Source organism: Methanolobus psychrotolerans (assembly GCF_002243045.1).
Classification (GTDB): domain Archaea; phylum Halobacteriota; class Methanosarcinia; order Methanosarcinales; family Methanosarcinaceae; genus Methanolobus; species Methanolobus psychrotolerans.
This window is the reverse complement of the sequence record NZ_MBKP01000045.1, coordinates 24,304-38,864: the sequence shown is the minus strand read 5'-3', so window position 1 is coordinate 38,864 and position 14,561 is coordinate 24,304. Positions and strand designations below refer to the sequence as shown.

Annotated in this window: 17 protein-coding genes; 14 read left to right on the top strand and 3 right to left on the bottom strand. The window is 43.5% G+C overall.

Annotated features, from left to right (window positions below; all coding sequences use genetic code 11):
* Positions 1-34 precede the first annotated feature (34 nt).
* From BB781_RS12835 to BB781_RS12805, 7 genes are all read left to right on the top strand, one after another.
* Positions 35-1,087 (top strand): GTP-binding protein, encoded by a 1,053-nt coding sequence (locus BB781_RS12835; RefSeq protein WP_094228881.1) that lies wholly within the window; start codon positions 35-37, stop codon positions 1,085-1,087.
* Positions 1,088-1,168: 81 nt separating this feature from the next.
* Entirely contained in the window at positions 1,169-1,717 is a 549-nt protein-coding gene (locus BB781_RS12830) for a ferredoxin domain-containing protein (protein ID WP_094228895.1), read from the top strand.
* Between the two features lie 146 nt (positions 1,718-1,863).
* Positions 1,864-2,310, top strand: a complete 447-nt coding sequence (locus BB781_RS12825) for an arsenate reductase ArsC (protein WP_094228894.1) — start codon at positions 1,864-1,866, stop codon at positions 2,308-2,310.
* 55 nt (positions 2,311-2,365) lie between these two features.
* Positions 2,366-2,842 (top strand): arsenate reductase ArsC, encoded by a 477-nt coding sequence (locus tag BB781_RS12820; protein ID WP_094228880.1) that lies wholly within the window; start codon positions 2,366-2,368, stop codon positions 2,840-2,842.
* Positions 2,843-2,878: 36 nt separating this feature from the next.
* A complete protein-coding gene (locus BB781_RS12815; protein ID WP_094228879.1) occupies positions 2,879-3,094 on the top strand; it encodes a hypothetical protein in 216 nt (71 codons plus the stop codon).
* A 211-nt stretch (positions 3,095-3,305) separates the two neighbouring features.
* Positions 3,306-3,764 (top strand): hypothetical protein, encoded by a 459-nt coding sequence (locus BB781_RS12810; protein WP_094228878.1) that lies wholly within the window; start codon positions 3,306-3,308, stop codon positions 3,762-3,764.
* A 410-nt stretch (positions 3,765-4,174) separates the two neighbouring features.
* Positions 4,175-4,393: a hypothetical protein gene (locus BB781_RS12805; RefSeq protein WP_094228877.1), complete on the top strand. Its 219-nt coding sequence runs from the start codon at positions 4,175-4,177 to the stop codon at positions 4,391-4,393.
* Between the two features lie 87 nt (positions 4,394-4,480).
* On the opposite strand, the gene BB781_RS12800 is transcribed toward BB781_RS12805, so the two are convergent.
* A complete protein-coding gene (locus tag BB781_RS12800; RefSeq protein WP_094228876.1) occupies positions 4,481-4,873 on the bottom strand; it encodes a hypothetical protein in 393 nt (130 codons plus the stop codon).
* Here BB781_RS12800 and BB781_RS12795 point away from each other — a divergent pair.
* The 7 genes from BB781_RS12795 to BB781_RS12765 all read left to right on the top strand — a co-directional run bounded on the left by BB781_RS12795 (position 4,868) and on the right by BB781_RS12765 (position 11,924).
* Entirely contained in the window at positions 4,868-5,095 is a 228-nt protein-coding gene (locus tag BB781_RS12795) for a hypothetical protein (protein WP_094228875.1), read from the top strand. The two genes, BB781_RS12800 and BB781_RS12795, sit on opposite strands and share 6 nt — an antisense overlap.
* A 234-nt stretch (positions 5,096-5,329) precedes the next feature.
* Positions 5,330-6,343 (top strand): N-acetyl-gamma-glutamyl-phosphate reductase, encoded by a 1,014-nt coding sequence (gene argC / locus BB781_RS12790; RefSeq protein ID WP_094228874.1) that lies wholly within the window; start codon positions 5,330-5,332, stop codon positions 6,341-6,343.
* 41 nt (positions 6,344-6,384) lie between these two features.
* Positions 6,385-6,852: a CBS domain-containing protein gene (locus BB781_RS12785; protein WP_094228873.1), complete on the top strand. Its 468-nt coding sequence runs from the start codon at positions 6,385-6,387 to the stop codon at positions 6,850-6,852.
* A 26-nt stretch (positions 6,853-6,878) separates the two neighbouring features.
* Complete coding sequence (gene argJ, locus BB781_RS12780) at positions 6,879-8,063, top strand: bifunctional ornithine acetyltransferase/N-acetylglutamate synthase (RefSeq protein ID WP_094228872.1); 1,185 nt, start codon at positions 6,879-6,881, stop codon at positions 8,061-8,063.
* A 166-nt stretch (positions 8,064-8,229) separates the two neighbouring features.
* Complete coding sequence (pfkC, locus tag BB781_RS12775) at positions 8,230-9,717, top strand: ADP-specific phosphofructokinase (RefSeq protein WP_094228871.1); 1,488 nt, start codon at positions 8,230-8,232, stop codon at positions 9,715-9,717.
* Between the two features lie 4 nt (positions 9,718-9,721).
* Positions 9,722-11,086, top strand: a complete 1,365-nt coding sequence (locus BB781_RS12770; RefSeq protein WP_094228870.1) for an ADP-dependent glucokinase/phosphofructokinase — start codon at positions 9,722-9,724, stop codon at positions 11,084-11,086.
* 1 nt (position 11,087) lies between these two features.
* On the top strand, positions 11,088-11,924 hold the full coding sequence (locus BB781_RS12765; RefSeq protein ID WP_094228869.1) for a DNA-3-methyladenine glycosylase family protein: 837 nt from the start codon (positions 11,088-11,090) through the stop codon (positions 11,922-11,924).
* 27 nt (positions 11,925-11,951) lie between these two features.
* Here the strand turns inward: BB781_RS12765 and cca are convergent, their stop codons facing one another.
* Together cca and proB are read right to left on the bottom strand one after the other, a co-directional pair.
* Positions 11,952-13,298, bottom strand: a complete 1,347-nt coding sequence (cca, locus tag BB781_RS12760) for a CCA tRNA nucleotidyltransferase (RefSeq protein WP_094228868.1) — start codon at positions 13,296-13,298, stop codon at positions 11,952-11,954.
* A 119-nt stretch (positions 13,299-13,417) separates the two neighbouring features.
* Positions 13,418-14,542, bottom strand: coding sequence for a glutamate 5-kinase (gene proB / locus BB781_RS12755; protein WP_094228893.1), 1,125 nt, complete (start codon positions 14,540-14,542; stop codon positions 13,418-13,420).
* Positions 14,543-14,561: the final 19 nt, after the last annotated feature.

The following is a 14,561-nucleotide window of genomic DNA, read 5'->3' as shown; positions in this document are numbered from 1 at the left end:
ATAATACTCATATCTGCTAATCCATGGTGAAAAAATGAAAGTGATAATAATAGGTGGTTTTCTTGGAAGCGGAAAAACAACGACTCTGAGGAACCTTGGTAAACATTTGATTGACAAAGGGCACAAGATAGCCATAATTGTCAATGAGGTGGGTGAGGTCGGTATAGACGGTGATACCATCTCAAGCAGCGGACTTGTAACAAAAGAGCTGACAAGCGGTTGTATTTGCTGTTCCCTTAAGATCAGTATGGAGTTCACTTTGCAGACCATCATTGAGGATTATGAACCGGATGTGGTTATTATTGAACCAACGGGAATCGCTTTCCCTCTTCAGATCAAGGAACATATCGAACTTATGGATCTGGGTGAGGTTTCATTTGCTCCGGTGGTTTCCATCGTTGATGCCAGCAGATTTGGCATGGAATGGAAACAGATCCCGAAGTTTATTGAGAACCAGATTAAGGAATCTGAGATTGTTTGTATCAATAAGATAGACCTTGTGGACAGTGAAGCGATTGCAACTTCAACCCAGATGGTCCTTGGAATAAATCCTGATGCGATAGTTGTGGAATTCTCAGCAAAGAACTCAGATGAAAAATTTGAGAGATTCATGGACTTGCTGACTGGTGAAAGTGAAATAAGGCAGGAACGCGAGGACCTGAACTCCATGGAGGTTTCAGGTGTGGGTGCCTATGCAGGAGAGTATTCCATCAAGTCGGAAGCTATGCACCCGGATACTGTCACAACAATGCTAGTCCATATTTTAATGGATATAAGGGATAAGGTGAAACAGATAAATCCCGAGTTCATAGGCCATGTTAAGATAAGTTTCAAGTTCATGGAAGGTCTTGTCAAGGGCAGCCTGACATCTTCTGATGGTGAACCGGTTGTTGAGATACTTGATGAGAAGGGAGATGGTGAGGAGCATCTCAAGTTCCTCAGTGCGGTAACGAAAGTCCGGAAGGAGGAACTTGTGGAGATCGTTGATGAATGCATCCAGAAAATTCTGGTAAAGGAAGGTATTTCATTTGAGAAGATTAGTTTCCAGGTCCATGATGAACCAAATTTGATATGTCTGCATGTCTGATTTACATGCTTTACAGCAGGAATAATTGTTCCTGCTTTTTTCATGTCAATGAATAAATATCATTGGAACGTCTTCTCTTTTATGAAACAGAATCCTGAACTTGAAGTAATGGAATCGCTTTCAAAGACCATTCTTGTAGCTGCAAGAACTGCACCGAAGGGCAAAGGTGTTGATGACATTGTGACCTTCCTGCTGGATGATTCCGACAGGATGCAACTTGCTGATAAAATGGAAGAGCTCAGTGATATCAAGGATATGAAATTCCTGATACGTGATGCAAAGAATATAAGGGATGCCGATTCACTGATCCTCATCGGTCTGAAGTCTTCTGGCGTGAGTTCACTTAACTGCGGAGCATGTGGATTTAAGACATGCAAGGAAATGGTTGAGCAAAAAAAGATCAAAGTTGAGTTCACTGGTCCGCATTGTATGATAAAATACATGGATCTTGGCATTGCTGTTGGCTCTGCGGTGGCGAAGGCAAAAGATATGTGCATCGATAACAGAGTGCTATATTCGGCAGGTGCTGCTGCATGTTACTTTGACATGGTCGATGCAGATGTTGCAATGGCTATTCCTTTGAGTGTGAAGGGGAAGAACATCTTCTTTGACAGGCTATCCACACGTTAGATGCGGTATGCTCTTGATACTGATGATGTGCGGAGGCCAGCTGAATGCATCTTGTTTTGGACTACACTTGTACCGCTGGAACAAACAATAGATTATATAGTCTCTATAGGTTAACTTTATCTTTGCTGCATCTGGAAATAGGCTATATGACATCTAGTAGTGGAAAAATAAAAGTGCTGTTTATTTGTGTACATAACAGTGGAAGAAGTCAGATGGCTGAAGAATATTTGAAAAGGATTGGCGGAGATAGATTTGAAGTTGAAAGTGCCGGATATAAGCCTACAAGTCTGCATCCCTTAATTCTTAGAGTTATGGGGGAGGATGGTTTTGATCTAAGTGGAAAGAAAACTCAATCATCCTGGGATCTTTTTAAAGAAGGGAGATTATTCAAATATGTAATTACGGTGTGTGACAGGGCAAATGAGGAAGAGTGTCCACTATTTCCCAAACCATTTGTCCAGTTGAACTGGCCTTACCCTGACCCGGAATCCTTTACAGGTAGTGAAGCGGAAAAACTGGAACAAGCCCGGATGCTGAGGGATTCTATTAAAGAGAAGGTAGAACAGTTCGTTGGGGAAATGACCAGTGCGTAAAGCCTGATACATCAATGATCATAATCGGGATGTGAAGATTATCACTACTAATAAAATGACAAAAATAAGCTCACAGGAGCAGAATAAGAAACAGATTCTCTTTTTATGCTATCATAATTCTGCCAGATCCCAGATGGCTGAAGGACTCTTGAGGGCTATTTATGGATATCTCTACGAGGTTTATAGTGCTGGTATAGAAGCAAAGGATGTTGATCCCCGTGCTGTGTTTGTCATGAGGGAAATTGGTATCGATATCTCTGCTCAGCGTTCAAAAACGTTCCATGAATATCAGGATATGGTGTTTGACCTTGTGGTTACGGTCTGTGATCGTGCTAAACAGGCCTGCCCTATCTGCAGCACACCAGAGGTGGCTGGTCCCGGGATCTTGAACGAACAGCCATGGGCAAAAAAAGTAATTCACAAAAGTTTTGAGGATCCTGCCAGAGCCACGGGGTCAGATGAGGACCAGCTCAATGTATTCCGGCAGATCAGGGATGATATAAAGGGGTGGATTTCCCTTACATTCGGGTAATGGTTCTACCAACAGTTTCTCAGGTAATGCAAGCAAATGCTAATGGCACACCACCATCTGCCTTTATCCGCGTCCATCTTTACGCTTGGATATGTTCTTGCAAAGTTCCTGAAACTGAGCTATCAGGACGCAGCTCCCTCTTCAATGATCGGAGCATCGAACCACTTCGAGGTGTATCGTCATGTCTACAATTCTGTTTTGTTTTTGGCATTATTGGCAGACTTGAAAGTATCCCAGGAACATACTCATTGATTTTACTTCTGCTTAATAATTGAAAGCCCAGAATGAAGATTATTGTACTTTTTATTATTACTTATTCTTAATATTTTGAGATTATACAAAAATGTATAACTAGAATTATAGCATATTGTGAGTAAGGGTGTTCTGGAAATTATGCAATTGTTCTGTATCTCTTTTTCACAGAGATATGTATTTGAAAAAAAATTAAAAAAGGAGTGAGTGAATGAAAAAAATACAAGTCATATTAATGTTATTGTTAACGATACTTATACCGGTTGCAAGTGCTGATATAGTTTATGATCTCGATATCAAGGTCAATGAATATAATGCGAATGCCGAATATGTGCCTTCTTACCTTGAATCTCTCTTAGGGAATGAGGTTATCAAACTGGTAATTGTTACCGACGATGGTGAAGAGAAATACATTAAGGCGATTACAGAAGACGCATACATCACTTATTTTGAAGAAGTTGACGAGGACACGGATTTTGATGCAACGATGATCGTAGGAGCAAATGAAGCTACGGTAAGATCAATCATTAGATCGTCAGACCCATTGAAGGAGTTCATTGCTGCAAAGGACAATGGCGAAATCGTAATTGAGCCTGTAGGTTTTGTAAATTCTGTGAAGTACACCGTTGCCAATGTGGTCATGAAAGTATCATCATTGTTCGGTTTTTGATGATTTGGTTTGAATTGGGAATGTTCTGGGGATGGTTAAGTGACCATCCAGGATTTATTTTTGGGATAATTAGGAAAGCTTTGTTTTTAGAGAAATCCGACTAAAATAGAAAATATATTTCTTCACGTTTTGATGATTGTGGTAAAACAGATTTTCTAGATGATGATAAAAGCACATTATTTTGTTCAAATTAGCATTGTCGCACAATAGGCTTGGGATATAGGTAACTGTAAAAAACGGAACTTTAAACTATAATATACACTATTCACAGACATCAAAAAAATCAGAAAAATGGAACTCTTTTTTATTTTATAATGGCTTTCAAAATGGAAAGTTAGATATAATATCAAGGTAAATATATTACAACAGTGTACTGACATATTGAGGCACGTAAAACTCTCCATAATGTAGTGGGTGAAGCAAACCTTACAGGATATTCAAAAGAAGCATTTTATGATCTAATAGATACCTTTTTTGTAGTAAGGGGAAAAATTTCAAAACAGCATGCACGAAAAGTAAAAGTATCTTTTGAACTTGAATCTGCAAAATGTCGTTTATCGGCTTCTAAGTCAGATATAATACTTGGAGACTTTGAAAAAGTTAAAATGCGGATCGAGATTACTTTTTAAATATGGTTGATGAAATAGCCAATGAAAAAACCTTCATAGAAAAGGTTCTTGAAAGCATTAAAATAAATATCAATGAAATTAATTTCTTTAAGATTCAGAAATAGAACTATATGTTAATTTTTTCACTGCCTGAGTATTCAAATTCAATTCCCCAGTTTCCCTTATTATTCTATGCATATCCCACAATGTAGTCTTAGAAACTCCTAACTCCTTAGCTTCAGATACCGATAGGTTGAGAATACTATCCATAATCTCTTGCTTGTTGATAAACTCCTGAGCTTTCTTCACATCAAGAACCTGCTCATCAATGTTATTGGCTTCTTTGCCGATGTAAACAATAGATTCAGCTTTAACATGTTTTCTTTCCAGTATTCCTGCTTCCCCATTAAATTTAGATTTGTGCTGGCTTTCAACAAAATATTTATTGATATAAAAGTGAATAACTTTTGCATGGAAGAAACACCAAAACCAAGTATGCAATCATCCAAAGTCACTGAACGTATAAACGCAAAAGCATTTGAATTACTCGAGATGCATCCAGAAGGTCTGCATTGGTCAGAACTGCTCTCAAAGATCAAGGCATCAGATCCAACTTTTCATCCGAAAACGGTCAACGGGTGCATCTGGAAACTTGTCAAAAACTTCCCAGATAGGATTTACAAGCCATCGAAAGGGCTTTTCCGTTTACTGATCTATAAATAGACCTTCTTCTAACATGAGCACTTGGAGTAACCGGGTTATCAGCTTCAGTATTCTTCTTCATCTAATGGAGAGTCCTTTTGAGACTCCTATTTCCTTCCATTCGGTATAGTCAATAGCAAGAATCTCCTTTCTCAACAAATCAGTATCCTCTCTTCCAACAACCAAAGCGCAACCATTATAGCACTACAATCACTTCTCTATCATATATTTGATAACAACTTTGTAGTGATAACTATGATAAGCGCAGGAATTATCGGTGCATCGGGGTATACTGGCGGAGAGCTTATGCGTTTGCTCCTGAACCATCCCGAGGTCAATATTACAGTGGCTACTTCAAGGAAGCTTGCAGGTAACGATGTTTGTGACAGCCACCCGCATCTGAGGGGGCTTTTGGACCTTGAGTTCCAGAATGCCACTCCTGAAGAGGTAAGGTCACGCTGCGATGTGGTATTTGTGGCTGTGCCACATGGTACTGCAATGGATATAGTGCCACAGCTCATTGACGGGAAGACGAAGGTCATAGATCTCAGTGCAGATTACAGGCTTAAGACCGATGTGTTCGAATCAGTTTACAGGCTCAAACACAAGGATCCCCGAGATGCTGTATTTGGTCTGCCGGAGCTGCATCCTGAGGTTGCCAGCGAGACATTTGTTGCAAATCCGGGATGCTTCCCAACAGGTGCGGTGCTGGCTGCTGCACCACTGGCAAAAGCAGGACTTATCAGCTCCGTAGTATTTGACTCTAAATCAGGCATCACAGGTGCGGGAGTTGAGCCTTCGCAGACATCTCACTATCCGAACATGGCTGAGAACGTACAGGCATACAAACTTACCACCCACAGGCACGTTGCAGAATTCGTGCAGGAGCTCCACCGCCTGGACAATTCCCTGACAAATATCAGTTTCACTCCTCATGTAGTTCCGTCCATCAGGGGCATACTCACCACATCCCACATTTTCACAAAAGAGAAACTGAAACTGGAGGAGGTGAAGTCACTTTATGAGGAGATGTATGCGGGCAAGCCATTTGTGCGTGTCATCAAGGGCATTCCCACACTTGGTGCTGTTCGTGGCTCCAATTTCTGCGACATTGGACTTGAAGTCGATAAGAACAACAACCGCATAGTCGTGGTCTCAGCCATTGACAACCTTGTAAAAGGTGCATCAGGTCAGGCAATACAGAACATGAACCTCATGTGTGGTTTTAATGAGACCGATGGACTCTGGAATGCTGCAACCTTCCCGTAAGGTGCAAATCCTGAAATATTATGGTAAAGTAAGGTATACTCATGAAAGTAAAAGATGTAATGAACCCAGAAGTTGTTACCTGTGCTCCGGCTGATACTATCAGGGCTGTAGCGCAACTCCTGAAGCAGAACAGTATCAGTGGTTTGCCGGTTGTGGATGAAGGCGAGGTAGTTGGTATCGTTTCTGAGGGAGATATCCTTAAGTTGCTTAAAGTCCCCGAACACACAGGACTCTGGCTTCCAAGCCCGTTCGAGGTTATTGAAGTACCTATCCGGGAGCTGCTCAACTGGGAAGAGACCAAGAACATGCTTGAGGATGTGGGTTCAAAATCAATTACTGAGATCATGAAAAAACACGTTTACACAGTAAGTCCCGAGGACTCGATACAGGAAGCCTCCGCAGTCATTACCAGGCACAAGATAAACCGTCTTCCTGTTGTGGATGAGGACGGACAGCTTGTTGGTATTGTTACACGTGGTGACATCATTGACGGTCTTGGACAATTGTAAAATGGGACATTTTAAGAAGGAATACCATGAAGTTCATTGAAGGCGGTATTTGTGCGGTAAAGGGCGTGCGTGCCGGCGGCATCAAACCCGGAAAGATGGGAATTGCAGTCATACAGGCAGAAGGCAATGCTGCCGGAGCTTACACCAGGAACAAGGTAATTGCAGCACCATTGATGGTTACAAGGGAGCGTATCTCCAAAACCGGCAGGCTTTCCGGTGTTATTGTGAACAGTGGCAATGCAAATGCTTTCACAGGCGAGCAGGGTATGGTGGATGCGCGGATCATGGCATCCATGCTTGCATCAAAGCTGGGAGTTGACGAGGAGCTTATTGGAGTGTCTTCCACAGGTGTCGTGGGACGCAAGCTCGACACCGGCTGGATAGGTGCACATCTTCAGGAAGCACTGGATTCCATGGGCGAGGATGCAGATGCCAGCATGAGGGCAGCACGTGCCATCATGACAACTGACACCGTTCCCAAGGAGATAGCCATCGAGATGGACTCCGGTATCCGCATAGCAGGCATTGCCAAGGGTTCAGGCATGATCGAGCCGAATATGGGTACCATGCTTTCTTTTGTCTACACTGATGCAGATATCCCTGCACAGATATTGCAATCATGCCTCACCACTTCCGTGGACAAGAGCTTCAATATGATAGTCGTGGATGGCGATACAAGTTGCAACGACATGGTACTGCTGACAGCCACCGGCAAGTCCGGTATCAGTCCCGATATAGCTGATTTCCAGTCCGGTCTTGACCTTGTGCTCACCGAACTTGCCAAGATGATAGCCATCGACGGTGAAGGCGCCACCAAGCTCATAGAATCCAAGGTCACAGGCGCACCCACAGAAGAGGATGCCCGCCTTGTAGCTAAATCAATAGTCCGCTCTCCTCTGGTTAAGTCCGCCATCTTCGGGCAGGATCCCAACTGGGGTCGTATCGTGGTGGCTGCAGGCTATTCCGGTGCTGATATGGACCAGACAAAGATATCCCTCTCCTTTTCATCAGGAACCGAGGTCATCGAGCTGGTAAAAGACGGCAAAGTAGTCCGAAACGACGAAGCATCCTTGGCTCAGTTAAAGTCCATCATGTCCCAGGATGAGGTTGTTATAATCACCGACCTCGGCATGGGCAGTAAGAATGCCACCGCATGGGGCTGTGACCTGACGTATGATTATGTCAGGATCAATGCAGATTATACGACATGAATTTTATGATTCTGTTTGAATCATAATTCTATTTTTCATTCTAATGCAGAAATACTGCTTTTTTGCTATCTTATAACCATCTGGATATTCAAATATCGGCTATCTAAACCCCATCCATCGTTTATATATACAGTATAAACATAATTTATATCAATTGGGTGAAATAATGGAGATTGCCGATTGGGAGACACGGTATTTAGAAGCTGTTTCTAATGTGAGGGAGCAGCTTGGGAATGTGCAGGGTGTGTTTGTGGCTTATAACAGCAATGTTGATGCCATGAAACATATCAGGGAAGAAGAGCTCAAAAAGCTCATTGGTATAATCGGACAGGACAAATTACGGGAAAGGATAGTTGAATATCCCCGGGAGATTAAGGACCCTGTAGATTTTATGGCCCGTCTTATCATAGCCATGCGGGACGGAAAAGCGGCGGAAGTGCCCACTTATACCACCGACATTCATGAATGGTTAATGGACAACCTTGTGTTTGATTCTGCCCGGATGGGCGGGCAGGCAGGTATCATGTCCAATCTACTGGTAACCCTTGGCGTGAAGAACGTCATCACCTATGTACCCTGGCTCTCAAGGGAGCAGGCAGAATACTTTGTGGACTCTCCCAACCTGAAACATCCTGTTATTGAGAATGGTAAACTCATCCTGAAGCATCCGAAGGAAGCATACGATCCACAGCAAAAACCCAAGATCAACTGGATTATTGAATTCTCCAAAGGCATGAAATTCCGCTGTGCAGGCGAAGAGTTCGAAGTTCCGAGGGACAATCGCCTGATAATCTCATCCCGGCCCAATTGGTTACGCATCGACATGAGTCCTGAGATGTATGAACAACTCCCGGACATCAGGGAAAGCATAGACGGTGCAATACTTGCAGGCTACCAGATGATCAAAGAAGAATACGAGGATGGTACAACATATCGTGATTATGTCCAGCGGGCAGTTAGTGTCATAGAACGTCTGAAAGGTTGCAATCCCCAGATGCGTATACATGTGGAATTCACGTCCATACAGAACAAGGTTATCCGCAAGGCCCTGCTTACGGATATTGTTAAAAAACATGTAACTTCCCTTGGTCTTGACACCGTGGAAGTTGCAAATGCCCTCAACGTACTTGGGTATGAGGAACTGGCATATTCTGTAATAAATAAAGGTGAGAACAGTATTGTTTCTCTCTATGAAGGTGCTGTCAGGCTTCTCAAGGAACTTGAACTGCAAAGGGTGCACATCCACTCATTGGGGTTCTATATATGCGTGGTATCAAAGGACCATCCTCTTGGTGCAGATGATCAGAGACAGGCCCTGCTTTTCGCCTCAGCACTTGCAGCAACACAGGCAACACTTGGCTCGATCAAAGACCTTGATGATATTTCTGTTGGCCTGGGAGTACCTGTTTACGATCAGGGATACGATGACCTCATAGAACTCGAAAAGTACCTTGTGAGAAGAGGTATCTGCACAGCCGAGGATTTCGAAGACGGGTGCATCAGTGCCGATGGCCACAACCTTATAATCGTTCCTTCAAAGGTTGTAAAAGACCCGGTTGCAACTGTAGGAATTGGTGATGCTATTTCAGCCGGAGCCTTTGTTGCATTGCTTGCAAAAATGCCAAAAATAAACATATGCAAAATAACGGAGTAACCGGATGAACATTCTCTGTGCCTACAATGCCAATATAGATTCCATATGTCACATTGACAGCCAGGAACTTTCCCGGATGCTTTCAGACCAGACAGGAACTGAAGTTAAGGAAAAATTGGCAAATCCTCCGGGTTCCATATCCTCAAAGTCGGATTTCCTCACAGGCCTGGTTCTATGCATGCGAGATGGCACGGGTGCAGAATGGCTTATCCATGAAAGGGACGTATTTGAATGGCTCAGGCAGACTTTTCTCAATGACTCTTTCATGAGGATGGGGGGCAATATGGGTATAATGGCCAACGTCCTCTCAGAACTTGGCGCTTCAAAGGTGATACCGAACGTTGCCAGTCTCTCAAAGTTGCAGGCATCTTTTTTTTCTCACAAGGCTATCTTTCATCCTTATAATGGAAGACTGTACAGCAGCAAGGAAATAGCCAGTGTCCTGCCAGTCGATGCCAGCAGGCCTGAACTCATTCATTTCGTGTTCGATTTCAAAAAAGGTGATATGATTACGCTTTTAGGTGAAAGCATCCTGGTCCCAAGGGAGAATAGGTTCATAGCAACCTATGACCCTTTAAACTTCCAGATTTACATTGATGAGCACTTCCGGGATTATTCTCTGAAACATGCAGGAGAGATGGATGGGGCAATAGTTTCCGGTTTTCACATGTTACAGGAAAGTGAAGAAGGTCCGGGTAAATCCGATTATAAGAACAGGCTGGATATGACCCTCGGGCAACTTCAAAGCTGGAAAAATGTAAGGAAGGGCCTTCATATCCACGTAGAGTTCGGACATTTCTCATCCGCAAAGATAGCAACCTATGCGTTCTCTATTCTAGCTCCAATCGTTGACCGTATAGGAATGAACGAAGATGAACTTGCCATGCTTGCCCAGGTAAACGGGATAGATCCAAAACCCATACTTTCAATGGATTCGGTAGCAATTGCAGAATCTTCCATTAAGCTCTGCAGTGACTTCGGGTTGTGCCGGATGCTTGTGCATACGAGGGAATTCGTGATTTCCGTGTCATGCAGGAAAGAAGACGATCCTGAAAAAATGATTGCTGTAATGAATTTCGGAGCTTCATGTGCTGCCGCTTTTGCCTGCTCCGGCAAGCTTGGTGACAGGCAGACCATGCTGGCTATAGCCTCCAATATACGGGAAAGTGAGTATGGAAAAGCAGAATCTTCCAGACTTGCAAAACGCATAGACCATGAGTGTAAGTGTAGCGCTGTATGCGGGATACACATGTCTTATCTGGTGGCCATAGTTCCGACACGTATATGTGATGAGCCTGTTTCAACCGTGGGACTTGGGGACACTATATCAGCCGCCATTTTTTTAAGGGAGCTCGAACTCAACTCTTGACATGTACACTCTTTTCTCCGAGAACTTCAACCTTAACTACACTCTTGATTGTGGTCAGGTATTCCGATGGGACTACATCGATGACTGGTGGACCGGGGTTGTGAATGGTCATGTTGCACGACTTCAGCAGGACAGTAAAAGCGGTGAGGTACTGGTGGATTCAAAGCTTCCAAAGAGCTTCTTTGAGAATTATTTCCGTTTTGACGATGACCTCGATGCTATAATACAGGAGGTCAATAAGGATGATTTTATGGATGAAGCCATAAGAAAGTATATGGGACTTCGTCTTATCAGGCAGGAACCATGGGAATGTCTCATATCCTATATGCTTGCAACTGCCTGGAGCATCCCGAACATCAAAAGGGGGATTTCCATGATGTGCAAAAACTATGGGGAGGAAATAGTGGAAGGTTACTACAGTTTTCCTGAGCCTCGTTCACTTATCCATGCATGTGATGATGACATGCGAGCCTGCAAACTTGGTTTCAGGGGAGGCCGTGTTATCAAGGCTGCAAGACATGTGGAAGATGGGAATCTGGTACTTGACGATATTTTTGGATTGGATTACGATGCTGCAAAACAGAGGCTGATGTTCCTTGAAGGAATAGGGGAGAAAGTCGCAGATTGCATACTTCTTTTTGCATTTGATAAAATGGAAGCCTTTCCTGTGGATACACATGTGGAAAAAGTTGTAAGGACAGTCTACGGTCATGATGATTTCTTCAACGGGAACGCCACAAAAAGTAAGATCGGTAACTGGGGTCGCATGTATTTCGGACGATACTGTGGTTATGCACAGCAGTATTTCTTCTATCAGAAAAGGCTTGAAGGAATTTGAGTCTCAGGGAGGGGTAGTGTGAGGGTATTATTTACCTTGTTCCCATTTGCGCAGGAATCTCCTGAAATCAGGTTCCTCTATTTTTGCTATATCGGTACCTTCAAGAATAGTAAAGCCTTCCGTTACTGCTTTTCCGATGTGTTTCCCAAGTGAGCAGTTTTTGATTCTCTCTATGAGGAGTTCCTTTGCAGTTGTGAACTTCCTTTTGATATCGGCAACATAGAATCCGTCTTCGATGTACAGGGAAAAGAGTTCATCTGAATTCTCATATTTTGCCTTAAATCCAAGGGAATGTTCACTGACCCATACCGGTGGTCCCATATGTTTTTTGACAAGGGGGAGTCTGGATGAAACTAGCTCTATAAGGACAATGGCATCTTCTTTTGCCCAGTATCCGGAGTTCAATACCTGGAAATCGTAGTCTTCAAACAATGCACGGACAGAGTGTTGCATTTTGTCAAGTTGTGGGTAGAGTATGTCATCCACAAGGTCCGGGGTTTTGAAAACAATAGCAATAAAAGAGCTTCCTCTTGAGTTCATCATGTCGGTGATCTCAATTTCCTGCATAGGCTCAGGTGTTTTCGGGAAAAAGAAATCTTCGGAAGGTTTTTCTGTATATGTCCTGCAGGCATCGATGAATTGTGCGAAACGGTTCAGGGAAAGAGCAGCGGCCACATTCCTCTTTGGGTCAGTGGGATCGATGACAACAAGAGGTTCTTCGTGTTTAATGGTTCCATGTTCCATTATGTCGATTGTCAGACCCGGCTTCCAGTTACAGGCGTTTCTGATCGTATTGCGGAAAGAACCATAATTTACTATAAGAAGTTCTGTAAGGTAACCTGAGAATCCCTGGGTCCGAAGTTCCGAACCATAGGTTCCGGTGCCTTTCATGAACTGTTTCATAATCAGGACGTCATCTTCACGACCAGGGATGCACATCTTGATGAATTCATTGTGGAAAGGTGTCCTGTCAACCGCAGATATGATACATGATGCAGAGTCCACTGCAAAACAGGGCACAAGGTCAACATCGAATCCTTTGTACTCAATGTTCAGATAGGGATGTTCTGCATAGCGTTCCTCTACGTTTTGCCCGTCCTTTGCAACTTCCCTGGCAATGAGAAGACCGTTAGTTTCCAGTTCTTCACGGCTGGTGGTTGCAGGAAAGGAGATGAAAACGTCTAGGTCGTGCGTACCGGATATCCAGGTGTTCCTTGCTGCAGAGCCTACTAATTTAGGTATGACTCCGGATATTTCCAGATGTCTTGCTGCTGCACTGACCTTTGCAAGCAGTTCTGCAGCTATTCCTTCTAGTTCCTTCTTTTCTTCAGGAATGGGTTTAATCCTGTCAAGTACCTGTTCTTCCAGTGTCATTTTAAATATTGAATACGAATGTCAGTATTAACAATTAATTGTTGAGGATTAGTTTGAAACATGATGCAAGTTACTGAAAAAGCAAATATGTGCTCTCTTTCATAAGGCCGGAAAAAGGGTTAGCAAATCCCTATATTTTCTTTCTTTATGACATGGTTGTAGTTCTTGTAACCTAGTATGTCAACTATCATATCGGTGTGCTGGCCTTTGACCTTTTCCAGTTCTTCGGAAGTGTAGTCTGTGATACCTTTTGCAAAGACGTGTCCTTCACAGACAATTTCAACTATTTCTCCCCTACTAAAATCACCGTGAACGGACACCACACCGGATGGAAGAAGGCTCATGCTGTTAAGTATTGCATCTTTGGCACCGGTATCGACTTCAATGGAGCCACATGATTTAGAGAGTAGTATCCAGCGTATCCTGTTCTTGTAGACTTCCCGGTTTGCCAGGAAAAGTGTTCCTATGTTTTCCCCGTCAAGAACTTTTGTGACAACGTTCTCGGTGGCGCTGTTAGTGATCACAAGGTAGCATCCTGACATATGGCATATCTTTGCAGCCTCAAGTTTTGTTCTCATACCACCGACTCCTTTCATGCTTGTAGGATTGCCGCCATAGCTTTCGATCTCGGGAGTGATCTCTTCTACAAGGCTCAGGAGTGTTGCATCGTTGTTGCGTTTGGGGTTCTTGTCGTAAAGGCCGTCAATGTCAGAAAGAATGATGAGCAGGTCAGCTTCTGTCTTGCTGGCAACCATTGCGGACAGTTTGTCATTGTCACCGAACGTTGCTTCAATTTCGTTAACACAGGTGCTGTCGTTCTCATTGATGATCGGTATGACTCCGTAGCTCAGGAGGGTGGATATACTGTTCCTGAGGTTAAGGTATGTAAGCCTGTTGGAGAATGATTCGTAGGTAAGGAGTATCTGGGCTACTTTGAGGTTGTGCTTTGCAAAGGAATTGCTCCATTCCTGCATGAGTACACCCTGACCAACGGCGGCACATGCCTGTCTGACCGGTATTTCCTTTGGCCTGCTGTCAAAGTCCAGTATGTCTATTCCGATACCGATGGCGCCGGAGCTTACAAGGATTACCTTTTTTCCTGCTTCGTGGAGTCTTGCAACCTGTGCAGCCATGTTGTCCATGAACTGGCGGTTGAGCTTGCCGTCTTCGGTGTTGATGGATGATGTGCCTATTTTTACGACTATCCGGTTCACATCTTTAAAGAGCTCTTTCCTGTCATTCAAAAGTGATGCCCCTGTGTCT

What these genes read in the sequence shown, in the direction of transcription:
- BB781_RS12835 (WP_094228881.1), top strand. Translation starts at nt 35, where the DNA reads ATGAAAGTGATAATAATAGGTGGTTTTCTTGGAAGCGGAAAAACAACG.
- BB781_RS12830 (WP_094228895.1), top strand. Translation starts at nt 1,169, where the DNA reads ATGAAACAGAATCCTGAACTTGAAGTAATGGAATCGCTTTCAAAGACC.
- BB781_RS12825 (WP_094228894.1), top strand. Translation starts at nt 1,864, where the DNA reads ATGACATCTAGTAGTGGAAAAATAAAAGTGCTGTTTATTTGTGTACAT.
- BB781_RS12820 (WP_094228880.1), top strand. Translation starts at nt 2,366, where the DNA reads ATGACAAAAATAAGCTCACAGGAGCAGAATAAGAAACAGATTCTCTTT.
- BB781_RS12815 (WP_094228879.1), top strand. Translation starts at nt 2,879, where the DNA reads ATGCTAATGGCACACCACCATCTGCCTTTATCCGCGTCCATCTTTACG.
- BB781_RS12810 (WP_094228878.1), top strand. Translation starts at nt 3,306, where the DNA reads ATGAAAAAAATACAAGTCATATTAATGTTATTGTTAACGATACTTATA.
- BB781_RS12795 (WP_094228875.1), top strand. Translation starts at nt 4,868, where the DNA reads ATGCAATCATCCAAAGTCACTGAACGTATAAACGCAAAAGCATTTGAA.
- argC (WP_094228874.1), top strand. Translation starts at nt 5,330, where the DNA reads ATGATAAGCGCAGGAATTATCGGTGCATCGGGGTATACTGGCGGAGAG.
- BB781_RS12785 (WP_094228873.1), top strand. Translation starts at nt 6,385, where the DNA reads ATGAAAGTAAAAGATGTAATGAACCCAGAAGTTGTTACCTGTGCTCCG.
- argJ (WP_094228872.1), top strand. Translation starts at nt 6,879, where the DNA reads ATGAAGTTCATTGAAGGCGGTATTTGTGCGGTAAAGGGCGTGCGTGCC.
- pfkC (WP_094228871.1), top strand. Translation starts at nt 8,230, where the DNA reads ATGGAGATTGCCGATTGGGAGACACGGTATTTAGAAGCTGTTTCTAAT.
- BB781_RS12770 (WP_094228870.1), top strand. Translation starts at nt 9,722, where the DNA reads ATGAACATTCTCTGTGCCTACAATGCCAATATAGATTCCATATGTCAC.
- BB781_RS12765 (WP_094228869.1), top strand. Translation starts at nt 11,088, where the DNA reads ATGTACACTCTTTTCTCCGAGAACTTCAACCTTAACTACACTCTTGAT.
- cca (WP_094228868.1), bottom strand. Translation starts at nt 13,298, where the DNA reads ATGACACTGGAAGAACAGGTACTTGACAGGATTAAACCCATTCCTGAA.